The 17,634-nt window shown below is 26.6% G+C and carries 19 protein-coding genes, 1 tRNA gene and 2 rRNA genes; 5 read left to right on the top strand and 17 right to left on the bottom strand.

Going from position 1 to position 17,634, the window contains the following annotated elements:
- Positions 1 to 390: ribosomal RNA gene (locus CLTHE_RS06030) — 16S ribosomal RNA — on the bottom strand; the annotation flags it as partial.
- A 466-nt stretch (positions 391 to 856) separates the two neighbouring features.
- Between CLTHE_RS06030 and CLTHE_RS06035 the strand changes: the two genes are divergently transcribed.
- Entirely contained in the window at positions 857 to 1,534 is a 678-nt protein-coding gene (locus CLTHE_RS06035; protein ID WP_080022456.1) for a uracil-DNA glycosylase, read from the top strand.
- A gap of 82 nt (positions 1,535 to 1,616) precedes the next feature.
- On the opposite strand, the gene CLTHE_RS06040 is transcribed toward CLTHE_RS06035, so the two are convergent.
- The 10 genes from CLTHE_RS06040 to CLTHE_RS06085 form a co-directional block, all read right to left on the bottom strand.
- Positions 1,617 to 1,814 (bottom strand): hypothetical protein, encoded by a 198-nt coding sequence (locus CLTHE_RS06040; RefSeq protein ID WP_080022457.1) that lies wholly within the window; start codon positions 1,812 to 1,814, stop codon positions 1,617 to 1,619.
- A 54-nt stretch (positions 1,815 to 1,868) separates the two neighbouring features.
- On the bottom strand, positions 1,869 to 2,072 hold the full coding sequence (locus CLTHE_RS06045; protein ID WP_080022458.1) for a hypothetical protein: 204 nt from the start codon (positions 2,070 to 2,072) through the stop codon (positions 1,869 to 1,871).
- 274 nt (positions 2,073 to 2,346) lie between these two features.
- Positions 2,347 to 2,422, bottom strand: a tRNA-Phe gene (locus CLTHE_RS06050).
- A gap of 9 nt (positions 2,423 to 2,431) precedes the next feature.
- A 5S ribosomal RNA gene (gene rrf / locus CLTHE_RS06055) occupies positions 2,432 to 2,548 on the bottom strand.
- Between the two features lie 369 nt (positions 2,549 to 2,917).
- Positions 2,918 to 3,574, bottom strand: a complete 657-nt coding sequence (locus tag CLTHE_RS06060) for an SGNH/GDSL hydrolase family protein (RefSeq protein ID WP_158082672.1) — start codon at positions 3,572 to 3,574, stop codon at positions 2,918 to 2,920.
- A 183-nt stretch (positions 3,575 to 3,757) separates the two neighbouring features.
- A complete protein-coding gene (locus CLTHE_RS06065) occupies positions 3,758 to 4,132 on the bottom strand; it encodes a cytidine deaminase family protein (protein ID WP_080022460.1) in 375 nt (124 codons plus the stop codon).
- 21 nt (positions 4,133 to 4,153) lie between these two features.
- Positions 4,154 to 4,705 (bottom strand): flavodoxin domain-containing protein, encoded by a 552-nt coding sequence (locus tag CLTHE_RS06070; protein ID WP_080022461.1) that lies wholly within the window; start codon positions 4,703 to 4,705, stop codon positions 4,154 to 4,156.
- 15 nt (positions 4,706 to 4,720) lie between these two features.
- Positions 4,721 to 5,158, bottom strand: a complete 438-nt coding sequence (locus CLTHE_RS06075) for a GNAT family N-acetyltransferase (RefSeq protein ID WP_080022462.1) — start codon at positions 5,156 to 5,158, stop codon at positions 4,721 to 4,723.
- A 98-nt stretch (positions 5,159 to 5,256) separates the two neighbouring features.
- Positions 5,257 to 5,745: a CarD family transcriptional regulator gene (locus CLTHE_RS06080; protein WP_080022463.1), complete on the bottom strand. Its 489-nt coding sequence runs from the start codon at positions 5,743 to 5,745 to the stop codon at positions 5,257 to 5,259.
- Positions 5,746 to 6,025: 280 nt separating this feature from the next.
- Positions 6,026 to 6,733 carry a flavodoxin family protein gene (locus CLTHE_RS06085; protein WP_080022464.1) on the bottom strand — a complete coding sequence of 236 codons (708 nt, stop codon included), beginning with the start codon at positions 6,731 to 6,733 and terminating at the stop codon, positions 6,026 to 6,028.
- Positions 6,734 to 6,881: 148 nt separating this feature from the next.
- On the opposite strand from CLTHE_RS06085, the gene CLTHE_RS06090 reads away from it, so the two are divergent.
- From CLTHE_RS06090 to CLTHE_RS06100, 3 genes are all read left to right on the top strand, one after another.
- Positions 6,882 to 7,619: an NAD-dependent protein deacylase gene (locus CLTHE_RS06090; protein WP_080022465.1), complete on the top strand. Its 738-nt coding sequence runs from the start codon at positions 6,882 to 6,884 to the stop codon at positions 7,617 to 7,619.
- 75 nt (positions 7,620 to 7,694) lie between these two features.
- Positions 7,695 to 8,573: a fused DSP-PTPase phosphatase/NAD kinase-like protein gene (locus CLTHE_RS06095; RefSeq protein ID WP_080022466.1), complete on the top strand. Its 879-nt coding sequence runs from the start codon at positions 7,695 to 7,697 to the stop codon at positions 8,571 to 8,573.
- Between the two features lie 70 nt (positions 8,574 to 8,643).
- Complete coding sequence (locus CLTHE_RS06100; RefSeq protein WP_080022467.1) at positions 8,644 to 9,039, top strand: hypothetical protein; 396 nt, start codon at positions 8,644 to 8,646, stop codon at positions 9,037 to 9,039.
- A gap of 42 nt (positions 9,040 to 9,081) precedes the next feature.
- Here the strand turns inward: CLTHE_RS06100 and CLTHE_RS06105 are convergent, their stop codons facing one another.
- The 6 genes from CLTHE_RS06105 to licT form a co-directional block, all read right to left on the bottom strand.
- Positions 9,082 to 9,975, bottom strand: a complete 894-nt coding sequence (locus tag CLTHE_RS06105; protein WP_158082673.1) for a CPBP family intramembrane glutamic endopeptidase — start codon at positions 9,973 to 9,975, stop codon at positions 9,082 to 9,084.
- Positions 9,976 to 10,271: 296 nt separating this feature from the next.
- Entirely contained in the window at positions 10,272 to 11,504 is a 1,233-nt protein-coding gene (locus tag CLTHE_RS06110; RefSeq protein ID WP_080022469.1) for a competence/damage-inducible protein A, read from the bottom strand.
- Positions 11,505 to 11,640: 136 nt separating this feature from the next.
- Positions 11,641 to 12,642 (bottom strand): hypothetical protein, encoded by a 1,002-nt coding sequence (locus CLTHE_RS06115; protein ID WP_002596626.1) that lies wholly within the window; start codon positions 12,640 to 12,642, stop codon positions 11,641 to 11,643.
- 12 nt (positions 12,643 to 12,654) lie between these two features.
- Positions 12,655 to 13,641: a phosphodiester glycosidase family protein gene (locus CLTHE_RS06120; RefSeq protein ID WP_080022470.1), complete on the bottom strand. Its 987-nt coding sequence runs from the start codon at positions 13,639 to 13,641 to the stop codon at positions 12,655 to 12,657.
- A gap of 288 nt (positions 13,642 to 13,929) precedes the next feature.
- The gene (locus tag CLTHE_RS06125) at positions 13,930 to 14,550 is read right to left on the bottom strand and encodes a histidine phosphatase family protein (RefSeq protein ID WP_080022471.1); all 621 of its coding nucleotides are present in this window, start codon (positions 14,548 to 14,550) and stop codon (positions 13,930 to 13,932) included.
- Positions 14,551 to 14,595: 45 nt separating this feature from the next.
- Complete coding sequence (licT, locus tag CLTHE_RS06130) at positions 14,596 to 15,420, bottom strand: BglG family transcription antiterminator LicT (RefSeq protein ID WP_080022472.1); 825 nt, start codon at positions 15,418 to 15,420, stop codon at positions 14,596 to 14,598.
- A 425-nt stretch (positions 15,421 to 15,845) separates the two neighbouring features.
- Here licT and CLTHE_RS06135 point away from each other — a divergent pair, with 425 nt between their 5' ends.
- Positions 15,846 to 17,498: a PTS transporter subunit EIIC gene (locus CLTHE_RS06135; protein WP_080022473.1), complete on the top strand. Its 1,653-nt coding sequence runs from the start codon at positions 15,846 to 15,848 to the stop codon at positions 17,496 to 17,498.
- The last annotated feature ends 136 nt before the right edge of the window (positions 17,499 to 17,634 follow it).

Raw genomic sequence — 17,634 nt, forward strand, 5'->3', positions numbered from 1 at the left:
CATCAGGGTTTCCCCCATTGTGCAATATTCCCCACTGCTGCCTCCCGTAGGAGTCTGGGCCGTGTCTCAGTCCCAATGTGGCCGATCACCCTCTCAGGTCGGCTACGCATCGTCGCCTTGGTGAGCCGTTACCTCACCAACTAGCTAATGCGCCGCGGGTCCATCCTATAGCGGATTGCTCCTTTAATCCATGTATCATGCGATACTAGGATATTATGAGGTATTAATCTCCCTTTCGGAAGGCTATCCCTCTCTATAGGGCAGGTTACCCACGTGTTACTCACCCGTCCGCCGCTAATCCATTTTCCGAAGAAAATTTCATCGCTCGACTTGCATGTGTTAGGCACGCCGCCAGCGTTCGTCCTGAGCCAGGATCAAACTCTCAATAAAAAGTTTAATCTTTTAGCTCTTAAAACTTACTTATAAAAGAATTGCTGGTTTAAGTTTGCTTATATATTATTCTGTTCAATTTTCAAAGACCATTTTTCTTCATCGCTTTTGGCGACTTATTTAGTCTATCATCATAATATTATTATGTCAACAACTTTTTTCAAAGTTATAATCATAAGTATTTTGATTGCTTAGCTGTTTTTTTGTTGGACTAGCCAAGCGACATGTATTATCTTAACACCTTTTTTATTATGTTCTAAATTATTTTTATGTAAATTTTTAATTTATTACTTAAATACTCTTATATAATCTTTTTTTCTATTAATTAAATATATAGATACTCTAGGAAATGTTTTTTTAATTTAACTAAAAATTTTGAATAATGAAAATTTTATTTTGTGTTATACTAAAACCATATCAACTGATTACGAAAGGATGTGTAAAGTGGCATTTAGCCACGATTTCTATGGGATATGTTATAAATAAATCTTGGTCTTCTTTATTAAGAGAAGAATTTTCAAAAGATTATTATAAAAAAATTATGAGTTTATTAAATGAAGAATATTCTAATAAATCTATTTTTCCTCCAAGGAAAAATGTTTTTGAAGCTTTAAATATCACAAATTATGAAGATGTTAAAGTTGTTATATTAGGTCAAGATCCTTATCATAGACCTAATCAAGCTCACGGATTAAGCTTTTCAGTAAATGTCGGAGTAAAGATTCCTCCATCTCTTATTAACATATATAAAGAATTACATGATGATTTAGGATGCTATATTCCTAACAATGGATTTTTAGAAAAATGGGCAAAACAAGGAGTTCTTTTATTAAATACTTCTTTGACAGTTATAGAAGGTCATGCAAATTCTCATCAAAAAATAGGATGGTCTATATTTACTGACAAAATAATTTCTTTAGTAAATGAAAAAGATACTCCTGTTGTATTTATATTATGGGGAAATAATGCTATATCTAAAAAATCTCTAATAACTAATCCTAAACATTTGATACTGCAATCAGTTCATCCTAGTCCACTTTCTGCTAGGAGAGGTTTTTTTGGTAGCAAACCTTTTTCTAAAACAAATGAATTTCTAGAAAAAAATAATCTTTCACCTATTGATTGGCAAATAGAAAATGTATAAAAATAGAGGTAAATCAAGTAATATTTTTACTACTTAATTTACCTCTATTCTTTAAATTGTCTTTTTAATTTGTCTTTATAGATCATTTTTCCTTTTTCTTTAGATTTTCAATCATCAGTCTGTATTCATCATCATTTATAAGTTTATAGTTCCTCATTATCCTTACTGTTTCTTGATCATATAAACATTCATTCTTTCTTATATTTTTTGATCTGATTGAATCCCTTACTATCATAACTAAAAATAAAATTATAAATGATGTTCCTATTACAAACTCCATATATATTTCTCCTATAAAAAAGGCTACTATATATTTTATTCAATCAAATAAATTTTATTGACTTATTTTTTTATTTCTATTCATAACGTTAATTAAACTTCCTGCCAGAATTCCTATTATAGAAAAAAAAGAAACTCCTAATATTAATATATCTAATAAAATTCCAGTTATTAATCCTATTATTAATCCTATTATTAATCCCATAGTTATTGTTTTCTCTTCTCTCTTTATGTTTAATCTTTCTTCCTCATATACCATAATTTCTCCTCCAATAATCCATCTGTATTTATTTTACAATTAATTTATTAAGAATTCCTTAACAACTTCTTAAATGAATCTTATTGTTTTATTATTAATTTTACAATATAAAATTCTATTTTTAATTATTACTATTTTTTCTGAATCTTAATCATTATTTTCCATATTATTTTTTAAATTACTTATATATAAATTAGACGATTATTGAAGTTATTTAGTTTCATTTATTTTATTTTTTATATAAAAAAAGCACTAACTTTAAAGTTAGTGCTTTTGGTGGCTCGAGCTGGAATCGAACCAGCGACACGAGGATTTTCAGTCCTCTGCTCTACCGACTGAGCTATCGAGCCATACAATGTACCTAGCAACTTCCTACTCTCCCACACAGTCTCCCATGCAGTACCATCGGCGTTATAGAGCTTAACTTTCCTGTTCGGAATGGGAAGGAGTGTTTCCTCTATGCCATCGTCACTAGATTTATTTGTATCTTACGTATTATATCTTATATTATGTTTTATTATTTGTCAACATTTTTTTATAATTATTTTTTCAATCCAAATATTATTCTAAAGCTAATTTCAATATATCTATTTTAAATACATATATTAAATAATATAAACTTCAAAATTTCAATATTCATTTCTTAGCTTTAGAATTAATAATTCAATTTTATGTAATTCTTAGGACTCTTTCATTTCTAAAAAATCTTATCACCTTAATAGCTAAATATATAATTTTGATTTAAATTTATTGCTATATAAAATTATATATAAATAAAAAATTCTTCAATACTCTTTTGATTTCATATTTATTATAAATATCTTCTTTATATTTCTTCTATAAACTTATATTATTTTACTTTCTAATATATTTTCAAATATTAACTTATGGACCAAGTCTGTTGGATGCAATCCATCATTTAAACAATTTTCTTTAATCATTATTTTATCTATTGAAAGATTATTTTCTTTTAAATAATTTTCTATCTTTTTATAGTTATCTATTAATTTTATATTTTCTTCTTTACTTATTTTTCTTATTATATTTATTATATCTATTGTATGATGGATTCTGCTTGGTTTATTTTCATTTTCTTTTGTAGAAATTATAGGAGTCATTAATATTATTTTTTTATCTCTTAACTGATTTATTATATACTTTAAATTACTATATAATTCATTTAATCCATTTTCTCTTTTTCTATCATTTAAGCCTATTAAAATAAAAACTATATCATCTTTTTCTGAAACTAGTTTATTTATATTTTCTTTTAATTGTGTTGAGTTCATTCCACAACATCCATTATTATTTAAAACTATATTTTTATTTTCTTTATTTAAATATTCATTTAATAATGCTCCCCAACTTTTCTTAGTTTGCACATTTTTAAAATCAATATTATCTACTCTAATTAAAGTTGAATCAAGTTCTTTAAAATCTGAAGTTCCTTCTCCGGCTGCTATACTATCTCCTATTATCTTGATATATATTCTATTTTTCACTAATCTCATCTCCAAGTACTATCTTTTTATAGAATATTTCACAATTTTTTATTTTTTCAAATTAGTATAAACTAATCCCCTCTTATATAAAAGATTTATTTTAACTATCCTACACTTATTTGTTTAGCCTATTAAGCAGCTAATCTATATAAATTTTCCTTAATTATATTAAAATATAGTAATTTAATTCCACATCTCTGGTAGTAAATCTGATATTGTTACTATTTTATCTTCTAATAATACTTCACTTTTATAATTTTCATCATTTATTTGATTTATTAATTCTCTACATCTTCCACAAGGTGGCACAATATTTCCATCTTTATAAACTGATACAATTTTAACTATTCTTGTTTCTCCTCCTGTTATCATAGCTGCAATTGCTGAATGTTCTGCACAAAAGCCCATAGAACTTGGAGTATCTATACATACTCCTTTATACACACTTCCTTTATCAGTTAAAATTACTGCTGCAACTGAACCTGCATATGAACTTCTTGATATTTTTCGTGGATTTAGCGTAGTCCTTGCTATTTCTAATAATTCATTAAAATTCATTCATAATACCTCTCACATATTTTATAAATTCATTTTTTTCTTAACCAAATCTACTATATCTCGTATTTCTGTTTTATCCATAAAATATACCTTCTTACCATATGTGTCTAAAAATTCTCTGTTTTCATTTGTTAGCTTTTCTTCTTCAATATTTTCTACTTTCTTTTTAAGCATTTTCATCATCGTTTTATGCAAAAATGTAAGTTTACTATAATCTATTCCACCTCTTAAATTAAATATAGTTATTTTATTTTTTTGTAAATCAAATATTCTATTTATATTAGAATTTATTTGATTTACATCATTCATATCTTTAGGCTCTGATAGCCCACATGTAAATATAACTATATCTTTAGCTTTTATTTTCTCAAAGTTATTTTTTAGAATTGATATTCCTTTTACTCCACCTGCATATAACCCTCCACCATATATAATAATATCGTAATTTAGCAGATTATCTTTTTTCATATTTTTATAGCTGAATAAATCACAATTTAACTCTTCTGATATCCATTTTGCATACTTTTCAGTTGTTCCATACTTTGACCCATATATAACCACTACTTTCTTCATAATCACCTATTTCCTTTATAGATTTTTTCCCATTATAACTAAATTCTTATATTCTTTTAATCCTCTCTTTTTATAAAATTCTAAAGTTTCATTGCTTTTGCATGTGAATAAAATTATTTCATTTATCCCTTTATTGTATAATCTTTTTTCAAATTCATTAAAAATTTTGCTACCTAAACCTTGTCCTTTTAATTTACTTCTTACGCAAAACTCTTTTATATTAAATAGTACTCCATCATAAAATTGCTCTTCATGCCCTAATATTAATCCATAAATTATATTAGATTCTTCAGCTATTATTCCATAAAACCCTTCACTTTTTATCATTTGACTTAATCTTTTACTAGCTGTTTCTATTGTCCATTTATCATTCCATGGTGGAGCATTAAATGCTTCTATATAAATTTCTACTAATTCTTTTATATCTTCTATATGTATTTCTCTATAATTCATTCTCTCTCCCCTTTTCCTTTTTTAGGAAATATCAAATTTATTATATCATATCTTTTTCTCCAAATAAAAAAACTAGAATTAAATTCTAGTTTTTATTTTTACAAATTTAATATATATTTATATGCTTCCTTTTCATTAAAAGCAAATATTATACTTAACTCTTCAAATAATAATTTTTCTGAATTTTTCATAATTATTTCATCAGATTGAGTTAATTTTTTTCCTAATGCATTTTTTTCTTTCTTTTTTGCAGTAATACTTCTTACTAACTTAACCCAATTAGAAAAATCTCCAGTTTTAACTAAAGCTTTAAAACTTTCATTTCTTTGTCTCTCACTATCTATCCATATTAACTCACTAAGTTTTTCATTTTCTACTATATCTTCTACCTCTTCTTTTGATAATATTTTTCTCATAAAAATCTTAGTATTATCAGTTGGAATTTTTATTATAGTATTATTTTCATATATATGATTAAGAACATAGTATTCTTTTTTGATAAAATTTCTGTCTTTTTCCTCAACAATATCTATCACTTTACAAATTCCTGTTGTTCCATACATTATATAATCATTTATTTTGAACATAAACCTCACTCCTTTAATTATTTTTCAATAGTAGATTTACTTTTTTATAAAAATATAAAAAAAACGCGCAGTTAAACAACTGCACGTATGATATCAAACTACATATTGTACTTTAATTGTAACACACTATATTAAATAAAGCTAATTTCATATATTTATTTCTTATATCTATATAATTTTCACAAAATAAAATAATAATTTTTATTTATATAAATTTTGTTATCTTATTTTTTCATATAATTAAATTCTCTAAAATAAATTTATCCTCTCTTTTATAAATTTATTTCCAAGGTTTTTTTCCATCTAACCATCCTTTATTTTTCCAATACTCTTTTTCTATATTAATCGCATTATCCATTTTATGAACTTTAATAAATGTATTAAACATTATTCTTACAAATACACTTGGCCTATTATTATTTCCTATAGAATTATAAAATTTATTACTTTTTATTTTTAATTTTTTTATACATTTCTCTTTATTTTTTTCAGATATATCATTCCATTTAGTACTTCTTACATTAAGCCCACACTCAACTATTGTACTTACACCCCAATACTTAACAGATCTTTTTATTGTATTTATTACATGCTTTGTTCCTGTTCCAGCAGTAGTTGAAACAATAAATACTGATTTTTTAAACATTTCTTCCATTGGCATATGAACTATATACATATGCCCAAAATGATCTAACAAAGTTTTCATTTGCCCTGTAACATCCATAACATAAGTAGGCGAAGCAAAAATTATTCCATCTGCACTTTTAAAACTATTATATATTTTCAATGTATATTCTGAATGAGGACATTTTTCTTTTCCATAATAAAAGCAATTAAAACATCCATTACAAAACTTTGGCATATCTTTCGGTAAAAAATATTCTTCAAATTCTATATCATCTTTAGTTTTAAGTTCATCCTTTATTATTTTAACTGTATTATAAGTATTTTCACGTCTTTCATTACCATAAATAATACAAATCTTCATTTATACACCTCTTCAAATTCTCACTATATATATATTACTTATATAATAAATTAATGGTGTATAATTAATATAAAATCGAATTTATTATTTTTCCTTATTTAACTAAATGTCAATAATATAATTATAAATATTGTTTGGAGATGATTTAATGAATACTAAAATAGAAGAATTAACTCAGATTATAAAAGAAAGTAATAATATAGTTTTTTTTGGAGGAGCTGGAGTATCCACAGAAAGCAATATACCTGACTTTAGAAGTGCTACAGGTCTTTTTAATGAAAAATTAAATATGACTTTTACACCAGAACAACTTGTTTCTCACTCTTTTTATGTTAGATATCCTGAAGAATTCTTTAATTTTTATAAAGCTAAACTTATATATCCTGAAGCTAAACCAAATCTTGGCCATATTGCTTTAGCTAAACTTGAAAAAATGGGGAAATTAAAGGCTGTTGTTACTCAAAATATTGATGGTCTTCATCAAGCTGCTGGTTCTAAAAATGTTTTTGAGCTTCATGGTTCAGTACATAGAAATTACTGTACTAAATGTGGTCAATTTTATGATGCTGATTTTGTATTAAAATCAAAAGGAGCTCCTATTTGTACTAATTGTGGAGGTCAAGTAAAGCCTGATGTTGTACTTTATGAGGAAGGTTTAGATAATGCTGTTATTAATGGAGCTGTAAGAGCAATAAGTCAAGCTGACACTTTAATTATTGGTGGAACTTCTTTAGTTGTTTATCCTGCTGCTGGACTTATTGATTATTTTAGAGGTAAAAATCTTGTCCTTATAAATAAAAGCAAAACTTCTGCTGATTCTAAAGCTAATTTAGTTATTAATGATTCAATTGGTAAAGTTTTAGATGAAGCAATAAAATCACTTTAATATATTTTTTATAAATATAAGTAATAAAATCACTATCTTTTGAAAAACCTATATTTTGAAAGAGGTGATTTTTTTATGAAAAAAACTTTTAAATTAATTCCATTTTTATTGGTCTTAATTTCATTTTCTTTATTTGGAGGCTCTGTTTCTACATTAGCTCTTCAATATAATGAAGTTCCTATTAGTGAACAAATTTTAGTTTTTGATAATAATAATACTAACAGACTTCCAAATAATTTTAGAAAATCTACTGATCCTGTTGATAATTCAACAAATCTTAATTTAAGTGGATTAAAAGAATTAAATATTTCTGGAAGTCAACAATTCTCAAAATTCAACTTAGAACTTTTAAAAAAACAATTACCATCTGATAAAAATCTTGTTTTTATAGATTTAAGACAAGAATCTCACGGATTTATCAATGGTCTTCCTATTAGTTGGGAAGGTGATGGAGACAAAGCTAATATGGGCTTAAGTTATAATCAAGTTATTGCCAGAAATAACGCTCAACTTGCTAAAATAAAAATAGGTGAACCTTTAACTATTAAGAACACTACCATTGTTCCTAAAGAAGTTTATTCTGAAGAAACTCTTATTAAAGAAAACAATAATCAATATATAAGAATTCCTGTAACAGATACAAAACTTCCAACTCCAGAAATGGTAGATCTTTTTGTAAGTTCAGTTGCTAACTTACCTGAAAACTCTTGGTTACACTTTCATTGTAAAGAAGGTATAGGCAGAACAACTACATTTATGACAATGTTTGATATGATGAAAAATGCGAAAACAGTTCCTTTAAATGATATTGTTCTTAGACAAATAAAACTTGCTAATCTTGAAGATAAAGAAAAAGGATTAGAAAGTTCTAATAGAATGGCATTCTACAATAAATTTTATGCTTATGCTAAAAATGGAGATTTCACAAAGAAGTTCTCTGAATTTAATAATTAAATTTAATTATGTATTTTTATTAACTCTCCTAAATATACTTATATTAATAGTATTTTTAGGAGATTATTTTATGTTATATATAATTTTAATTATTTTAATTTTGGGAACTTCAGGATTTCTTATATTCACATATGAAAATAAAATTTCATCTTTAAAAAATGACTTAATAGTTTTAAATAGTACAATAAATAGCTTAAAAAGCCGTATCCCTAATGGAGATACTCAAATAAAAATTGATTTCAAAATACCACAATCTAAAATAGGAGTAATAAGACATAATTCTATGATATATCTTTCACCTGATGCTAATAGTTTAATAAAAAAAACTTCTATATATATGGAAGTAAGAATATTAGATCAAGCTATTTATAATGGTGGTACTTGGTTTTATGTTGCATTACCTATTGATAGAAGTGAAAATTCTAGAGGTTGGGTTCACAAAAAGTACTTTACCTCTTTTAAATAAAATTTTTAAAGCCCTTTAGATAAAACTAAAGGGCTTATTTTATTAAAATTTAAATAAAAACATAAATACAAAATATACTATTACAGACATAATAAAAGGTAAATTTATTATTCTCTCATCACTTTCTTTATACTTAAATTCTTGAATTTCTTTTAATGTTATTCCATTTCTTATATTATATCTCTTTTCTAATTTCCAAAGGATTACCCAAGCCAATATTCCCAGTACTATTATCCAAAATACAGCTCCTACGAGTAAAACTGCAAGTTCTCCAGATGATCCTGTTATTCTTGATGATGCTTCTACTGCTTCTTCTAAAGCATTGCTACTTCCTGTAATAGAAATTATTTTTTGTAATGTTAGAGATGTTCCATTTAATATAAAGTGCATTATCATTGAAGTATATATACTACCTGTAACTCTTACTGCATAAGCAAGTATAAATCCCATCACCATAGTATATAAAAATTGATGCGCATTTAAATGAAAAATTCCAAACATTATTCCACACATCAAAGCTGCTTTAAATTTACTTTTATCATCATATCCTTGAAGCACTACTCCTCTTAAAGTAAATTCTTCAGTTATAGCTGGCATAACTGCAATCAATAACATTAGAATAATATATGGAGTAGATGAAATATCATTCATAAATGTACTTAATGTATTTTCAAAAAATAAACTACTTATAACTCCAAAAAGACTCATTAATGGAACACATATAAAGCCAAGTAGTATTACTAGCAACAAATCTTTAAATGGTAGTTTGTTAAATTTAAAAACATCCTTAAAGCTTTGTTTAGTAAATATAACATATAAAATAGATGGTAATAGAAATAGTGTTACATGACTTGTTAAAAGCATTATTCTGCTATCAGTTATATTAAATCTAACAAATAATCTTCCAAGTACTATATTTCCAAATATACTTCCCACTAAAATAATAAAGAAAAACAAATTGCTCCTATAAACTTTTCTCATAACCTCTCCTAAATTTTAAATTTTCCATAGTATAAATTTTTAATATGAGGAGATAATTATTACTGAGGCTATTTGCTTCATTAATTAATCGCCTCTCCCCCATTTTATTTATATACAGATTCAATCCCTCTTAACGCTCCTAAGATAAGAGGGATTGTTTTATATTTATAACTTTATGCATACATAATAAATATATTACTACATATACATAAAAGTTAATTATTCTCTATCCTTTTATTCTTTTAGACATTTTATTTATTAATCTCTAATCTTATCATATCAAAGGCTTTAAGACATGCTCTACGTCTAACAGAATTTCTATCTCCATTAAACACATTTCTAGTTACTATTGTTTTATCTCCAATAGATAATCCTATATAAACAAGACCTACTGGCTTATCATCTGTTCCCCCATCTGGTCCTGCAATTCCTGTTGTTGAAACTCCTATATCTGCTCCACATCTTTTTCTTATTCCTTCTGCCATTTCTCTAGCAGTTTCTTCACTTACTGCTCCAAACTTTTCTAAAGTTTCTTCCTTAACTCCTAAAGTTTTTATTTTAGCTTCATTAGAATAAGTAATAGCTCCTTCTAAAAATGAGATTGATATTCCTGGATAATCTATAAGACCTGCTCCAAGTAAACCACCAGTACATGATTCACTAGTTCCTATAGTTAGCTTTTTATCTACTAATAATTTTGCAACTGTTAAGTTTAATCCATCTTCTCCAATATTATATATTGAATCGCCAAGTCTATTCTTAATTTCTGTTAAAACTGGGTCTATTAATTTTTCTCCTTCTTCTTTTGTTTTAGCTTTTGCAGTTACTCTTAAAGTAACTTCTCCTTCTTTTGCATAAGGGGCTACTGTTGGATTTTTTCCATTATCAATTAAATCTTGAACAAGTTCTTCTACTTTACTTTCCCCAACTCCATGAATTCTCACAACTTCTGAAACTATAGTATAGCCTGTAAGTTTTTCTAAATAAGGTCTAACACTTTCATTGAATATTCTCTTCATTTCACTTGGAGGTCCTGGTAAAACTATTATTGTTTTATCATCTTTCTTTATAATTGCTCCTGGAGCTGTTCCAGCATTATTTTTTAATATTATAGCTTCTTTAGGAAAATATGCTTGCTTTTCATTACTTTCAACAAACTCTCTTCCCATTCTTCTAAAATATTCTTTTATACTTTCAAGACTCTCCTCATGTAGCTCACACTTATATCCAAAATATTCACATGCAAGCTCTTTTGTCATATCATCTTTTGTTGGCCCAAGACCCCCTGTTGTAATTATCATATCACTTCTACTTAATCCTTCTTTAAAAGCTTGAAGCATCCTTTCTTTATTATCTCCTACAACACTTTGATAATAAATATCTATTCCCATACTAGCTAATTCTTTTGCTAAAAATTGTGCATTCGTATTTACTATATCTCCTAAAAGAATTTCTGTTCCTACTGATAATAATTCACATCTCATATTCTATAAGCTATGTCTAAATTAATAGAAATAACTTAACTTCACCTCCTTAAATATTCTAGTAATATTATACCACTGTAGTCTCATATATATTTATAACAAAAGAGACTATCTTGAATTAGATAGTCTCTTTTCATTATTTAAAAGTTTGCTTATAGTATTTTCCGTCTTTAAGAGTTGAAACTCCATATTGATAGAATCCTAAGAATTGACCATTATATGGTGTAATAGTCTTAGATTGAAGTTCTTCTACTTCATTTTGCATATTATAGTTAACATAAATTTTTCCACTTTGACGAACACTTATATCATTATTTGTTACTGGTTCTTTTAATGCTATAGTTTTACTTGGGTCTAGAGGATTATTTAAATTTTTAGTTATTATACTAGTTACATATCCATTTTCCATTTCACCTAAGTATATTACTCCATTATCATCTATTCCTAAAATATTTAATGGCTTAGCTGTATTCATAGGTATTCTTTCTGCCGGTTGTGTTAAATGTAATACATTACCTTGATTAGCTAAATAAACTAATCTATCTTTAGTTGGCATTGTATCTATATTACCTAAGAATTGTACAACTGGATAAATTACTTGTGCACTTATTTGGTTAATATCTATTCTAAATATTACATTATCTACTTTTACATAAGTAACTCCTGTTATTGCAGATGCTTGGATATCATAACGTGTAAATGAGCTACTATATTCACATATATTAACTAATTTTCTATTTTGACCTGTTTGTGCATCATAACTATAAAGAACAACTTCACCATCATTAACTTGAAGATTTAAAAGCATATCTCTACCAGTTATCCATTTTGCAAAAAGAATTGGATTTTCAGATGTTCCCAAATCCTTAATATTTCCTGTTGATGAATCTGCAATTTTATATACACCATTTTCTTTATATACAATATATACTCCATCAAATGATATACCAACATTACTTGCATCTGAAGGTATTTCTACATGAATTGTTTTTTCGTTCATTGTATCTGCTATTGATATCTTTTGCATACTAACATCTGTATTTTCTGCGAAATAAAAGTTATTTAAATAAAATAGTACTCCGCATTGTAATATTACAGATATTAATATCCATATTATTATCATCCTAACTCTTCTCATCGCTACTCCTCACTACTTAACCACTACTGCTGATGCTATATATCTTTCTCCAAGTCCATTAGATAAATTATTTATTATTTTACCATCTAAGTACATTGTAGATGATTTACCACCATCTAAATTTATAGCATTTACACACTTACCTTTTGTAAGCATTAGTGATTGAAGTTCTGTAATACTTGCTCCTAATCCATTTACTATACTTCTTCCATCAACAACCATCATAACTATTGAACCATCAGCTCTTTGTCCTATAGCTGTTCTTGGTGCAAGTCCCCATGATGCTGACACTCCTGTTAAGTCTAAAGGCTTACCATTTTTAATAAGTACTGGTCCAAAACTTACAGCTTGAGTTGTACCCATATCTTTTAATTGTTGTAATGTAAATGATCCTACATGAAGTTTTCCTTGTGCATCCATTGCCATACAAGTAGTAGATTCACCAGGTTTTAAATCTGAGAATATAACTTTACCATCAGATATAATAACACCACTTGGAGTTCCACCATTACCTGTCCAGTTAGCACTACTTGAAGTATCAACAAAAGCCCCTCCATTTATAGCAGCTACTGCATTATTTTGAATAGCCATTTGAGATGTTGTTTCTCCCTTTTTATAAAGACTATTTGTATAAGCAATTTTTACTCTCTTAGGATTTTTAATAACTAACATATAACCTGTATATTTTGAATTTTCAAACTTATATAGATCTATTGTATTATCATGTGTTCCTGTAATATCTACTGTTGAACCATTATTTCCTTTAACAGTATCAGCCTTTGATCCAGAATTTAAAATTTCATTAATCTTTTCCTGAGACAAAAATGCTGTTGCTAAATATTTATGTCTAAAGGTTGTCATTGCTGACCCAACATAAATTCTTTTAGCAGTGTCAAATGGTCCATATAGAAGAATAAATGGTGCTGTTACAACAGTGAATAATAATTCAAAAACTATAAAAGCTATTACTAATTTCCACTTTTTCTTTTTTTTCTTCATAAGAACTCTCCTAATTACATAATATTTTTAATTATATAATTTTTTCACAACTTTGAATTAAAGAAATACCAACATTATTAAATAAGTTACTTATTGTTCACCTTTTATACATATATTCATTTTCCAAATTTTATAAATATCAAAGAAAATGACTTTTTTCTTACGAATTACTTATATTTTGATTAAGTGATTTAATTAATTAAAATATAACATTTATTCATAAAAAAAATATGAGTGAATAATAATAGTCTTTTTCAAAAGAACTATTTTTATTCACTCCATTAATTCCTACCATCCTATTCCCACAATATTTTCTGTGAAATGGCTAGAATCATTTTTAAATTCTATTTTAAAGTCATCTTTATCAACTATTATCTTAGTTAATGTTGCTTGTCCCATAACTTCTGAAAAAGAATCATCTTTAAAATAATGTAATAATGCTTTAATTGTAACTCCATGTGCTACTAAAAGAATTGAATTCCCATCATTTTTTTTAAGTATAGAATCCATTGCTAATCGAACTCTTTCTCTTACGTCTCTTAAACTTTCACCATTAGGTGCTTTTAACTCTTCATTACCATTCATTATTAAATTAATATCCCAATCAGGATTTTCTTTTTTAACTTCATCAGTTATTCTGCCTTCATAATCACCAAAACTCATTTCCATAAGTCCATCTTCTTTAATTATTTCTACATCTTTATTCCCCTTTATTATTTGTGCTGTTTTATAAGCTCTTTCTATAGGGCTTGTATATATTTTATCTATTTTTATATCTTCCATTCTTTTAGATAATTCTTTTGCTCTATCTATGCCAAATTTAGTTAAAGGTGAATTTCCTCTTCCTTGTAATCTTTTTTCTAAATTCCATTCGGTTTGTCCATGTCTAGTTAAATATACAGTAACCATTTACTTTTTCCTCCTTACGTTAGCAGATATAAAATAAAAATTAAATTATATCCTAAATTTTCTTATATGCATTATTAAATATATAACTTCTTGTTTTGATAATTTATAGTTAAACTGATTTGTTATATATATTTCTATTTTATCTACACATTTTTTTTCTTCTGGATATTTTGTAACTACCATATCATAAAACTCTTTGTCTTCGTCTTTAACTTGAGTTCTTTTAAAAATTCGTTGTGCAAAAAATTTAAGATGTGTAATAAATCTCATATAATCTAATGAGTTTTCATTAAATTTAATATTAAACTCTCTTTTTACTATATTTAATATTTTATTAGTCATTATTGTTATATTCATTGTATTAGACATATCTTCATTTAATGCAGCATTTATTATATGTAAAGCTATAAAACCTGCTTCATCTTCTGATAGTTTAATCCCAGTATACTTTTCTACTATTTCTACTCCTTTTAATCCAATATCAAATTCTTTCTTATAAAGACTTTTAATTTCCCACAATATAGGATTATCTACTCTTATTCCTTCTTTTTGTCTTGTTACAGCAAAGAAAAGGTGGTCAGTTAAAATAATAAATATAACTTCATTCAATGTAATTTTAAGTTCTGATTCTGCTATAGAAACTATATCTTTTGTTATTGTAAGATATTCTGCTGGAGTTTCTCCCATAAGTTGATTAAAGCTTTTATTTTCTCTCTCGCCTTGAATTTTAAAAACTTTTTCTATATCTTTTGGAAGTATAATATCTCCTACCTGTTTTTTAAATCCTACTCCTTTTCCCATTACAACAATTTCTTCCCCATCAATTATTGCAATTACAACATTATTATTTAAAATCTTATTTATTCTCATAGTTCCCTCCTTTTCTTAATCCATATTCCCCTTATTAAAATAATTTATATTAAACTTCTAATATTATTATGATACTATACCTTTTTATTCACATTCATTATATTATCATCTTTTTAATTTTTTTAAAAGTTTATTAACATTTTTGTTGACAAATCTTTTATACCTATGATAACATTTACTTGTAAATATGAGTTTTAAAGATTTTGTTACTATTAAATTAGGCAACTTCTAAACCAACTTTTATTAACTAAAAGTTCAAAATTTAATATAGTAAGATTGTTACTATATCATTAGGCAAGACTTAAATATATGTAAATCTAGGTAAAATACCCTACGGATTTATAGATATTTAGGTCTTTTTTTTTATTTTTTATTTTATAACCTAAAGGAATTATATTACAAAAATTTTTAAGGAGGAATTATTAATGTTACAAACTTTACAAAGAATAGGAAAAGCAATAATGCTTCCAATCGCAGCATTACCAATTGCCGGAATATTGCTTGGAATTGGAGGAGCTTTATTAGGAATAGCTGGACTTGAAAATGCACCTTCAGTATATGCTCCACTTATTTCATTTGTTAATATCCCTGTTGTTACAGCAATATTAACTGTAATGAAAAATATTGGAGATATAGTATTTGGAAATTTACCAATTTTATTTGCAGTAGGAGTTGCTGTTGGACTTGCTAAAAAAGATAAAGGAACTGCTGGACTTGCTTCTGTTTTTGGATTCATAGTTATGAACCAAGTTATATCAACTCTTTTATCATTAGGAGTTACTCAACTTGGAGTTATTACTCCTGATAATGTAGGCAAATATGGAACTTATGTTACTACAAACTTAGGAATTTTTACACTTAATATGTCAGTATTTGGAGGAATCATTACTGGTATAGTTACTTCAATACTTCACAATAAATTTTATAATATAGAATTACCACCTGTTATAGGATTTTTTGCAGGTTCAAGATTTGTACCAATTATCACTGCTTTAGTAATGGCTTTAGTTGGAGGAATACTTGCTTTCGCTTGGCCAGTTGTACAAAATGGAATTTCTTTAATTGCTGAATTAGTTAAAAATGCTGGATATATTGGAACTTTACTTTATGGAATTGTTGAAAGAGCATTAATTCCATTTGGATTACATCATGTATTCTATACTCCATTCTGGTTTGGTTCATTTGTTGAAGGAAATGTTATTATTGATGGTGTTAATACAGTTGTTGCCGGAGCTAATACTGCTTACTTTGCTCAATTATCAAGTATGTCTGATTTAGTTGGAGCTACTCCAGCTGTTATGTCTAATATAGTTTCTGGTACAACAAGATTTATGGCAGGTAAATTCCCATTCATGATGTTTGGTCTTCCTGCAGCTGCTTTTGCAATGTATAAATGTGCACATCCAACTAAAAAGAAATTAGTTGGTTCACTTATGATTTCAGCAGCTGTTACTTCATTATTAACTGGTATTACAGAACCATTAGAATTTACATTCCTTTTCGTAGCACCTGTTCTTTACGGAGTTCATTGTTTACTTGCTGGACTTTCATTTATGCTAATGGATATATTTAATGTATTTATAGGAATGACATTCTCTGGAGGCTTAATTGATTTCTCATTATTTGGATTATTACCAGCTGGTGCTGGAGTTCCAACAAAATGGTTCATGGTATTAGCTGTTGGAGCTGTTTATGCAGTAGTTTACTACTTCTTATTCTCATTCTTAATTAAGAAGTTTAATTTAAAAACTCCAGGTAGAGATTCAGAAGAAAAAGAAACTAAATTATTTACTAAAAAAGATTTCCAAGGAACTAATAATTCTACTGGAAATGATGTAAAAGATAATGCTCCTAAGGTTCTTGAAGCTTTAGGTGGAGAAGAAAATATTGTAAGTGTAGATGCTTGTATAACTAGACTTAGAGTAGAAGTTAAGCACAAAGATATTGTTGATAAAGAAACATTAACTGGACTTGGTGCTGCTGGAGTTGTCGAAGTTGGAAATGGTGTACAAGTTATATTCGGAGCTAAAGCTAATAGTTATAAGAATGAAATTAACTCAATCATAGGTGATGAGTAATTCATATAAATAAAACCAATCTCAAAATTACATTAACATTAACCTAAAGAAAAAGAGTATCCTTAATGGATACTCTTTTTTTCTGCAGAAATTTGAAGTAATAATTATATAAAATAACTTATTTCTTCAATAAAAT

This window comes from Clostridium thermobutyricum DSM 4928, from assembly GCF_002050515.1.
Classification (GTDB): domain Bacteria; phylum Bacillota; class Clostridia; order Clostridiales; family Clostridiaceae; genus Clostridium; species Clostridium thermobutyricum.

What these genes read in the sequence shown, in the direction of transcription:
- CLTHE_RS06040 (WP_080022457.1), bottom strand. Translation starts at nt 1,814, where the DNA reads ATGGAGTTTGTAATAGGAACATCATTTATAATTTTATTTTTAGTTATG.
- CLTHE_RS06115 (WP_002596626.1), bottom strand. Translation starts at nt 12,642, where the DNA reads ATGAGAAGAGTTAGGATGATAATAATATGGATATTAATATCTGTAATA.
- CLTHE_RS06095 (WP_080022466.1), top strand. Translation starts at nt 7,695, where the DNA reads ATGAAAAAAACTTTTAAATTAATTCCATTTTTATTGGTCTTAATTTCA.
- CLTHE_RS06080 (WP_080022463.1), bottom strand. Translation starts at nt 5,745, where the DNA reads ATGTTCAAAATAAATGATTATATAATGTATGGAACAACAGGAATTTGT.
- CLTHE_RS06135 (WP_080022473.1), top strand. Translation starts at nt 15,846, where the DNA reads ATGTTACAAACTTTACAAAGAATAGGAAAAGCAATAATGCTTCCAATC.
- CLTHE_RS06075 (WP_080022462.1), bottom strand. Translation starts at nt 5,158, where the DNA reads ATGAATTATAGAGAAATACATATAGAAGATATAAAAGAATTAGTAGAA.
- CLTHE_RS06065 (WP_080022460.1), bottom strand. Translation starts at nt 4,132, where the DNA reads ATGAATTTTAATGAATTATTAGAAATAGCAAGGACTACGCTAAATCCA.
- CLTHE_RS06100 (WP_080022467.1), top strand. Translation starts at nt 8,644, where the DNA reads ATGTTATATATAATTTTAATTATTTTAATTTTGGGAACTTCAGGATTT.
- CLTHE_RS06125 (WP_080022471.1), bottom strand. Translation starts at nt 14,550, where the DNA reads ATGGTTACTGTATATTTAACTAGACATGGACAAACCGAATGGAATTTA.
- CLTHE_RS06120 (WP_080022470.1), bottom strand. Translation starts at nt 13,641, where the DNA reads ATGAAGAAAAAAAAGAAAAAGTGGAAATTAGTAATAGCTTTTATAGTT.
- licT (WP_080022472.1), bottom strand. Translation starts at nt 15,420, where the DNA reads ATGAGAATAAATAAGATTTTAAATAATAATGTTGTAATTGCAATAATT.
- CLTHE_RS06090 (WP_080022465.1), top strand. Translation starts at nt 6,882, where the DNA reads ATGAATACTAAAATAGAAGAATTAACTCAGATTATAAAAGAAAGTAAT.
- CLTHE_RS06070 (WP_080022461.1), bottom strand. Translation starts at nt 4,705, where the DNA reads ATGAAGAAAGTAGTGGTTATATATGGGTCAAAGTATGGAACAACTGAA.
- CLTHE_RS06110 (WP_080022469.1), bottom strand. Translation starts at nt 11,504, where the DNA reads ATGAGATGTGAATTATTATCAGTAGGAACAGAAATTCTTTTAGGAGAT.
- CLTHE_RS06035 (WP_080022456.1), top strand. Translation starts at nt 857, where the DNA reads ATGGGATATGTTATAAATAAATCTTGGTCTTCTTTATTAAGAGAAGAA.
- CLTHE_RS06045 (WP_080022458.1), bottom strand. Translation starts at nt 2,072, where the DNA reads ATGGTATATGAGGAAGAAAGATTAAACATAAAGAGAGAAGAGAAAACA.
- CLTHE_RS06085 (WP_080022464.1), bottom strand. Translation starts at nt 6,733, where the DNA reads ATGAAGATTTGTATTATTTATGGTAATGAAAGACGTGAAAATACTTAT.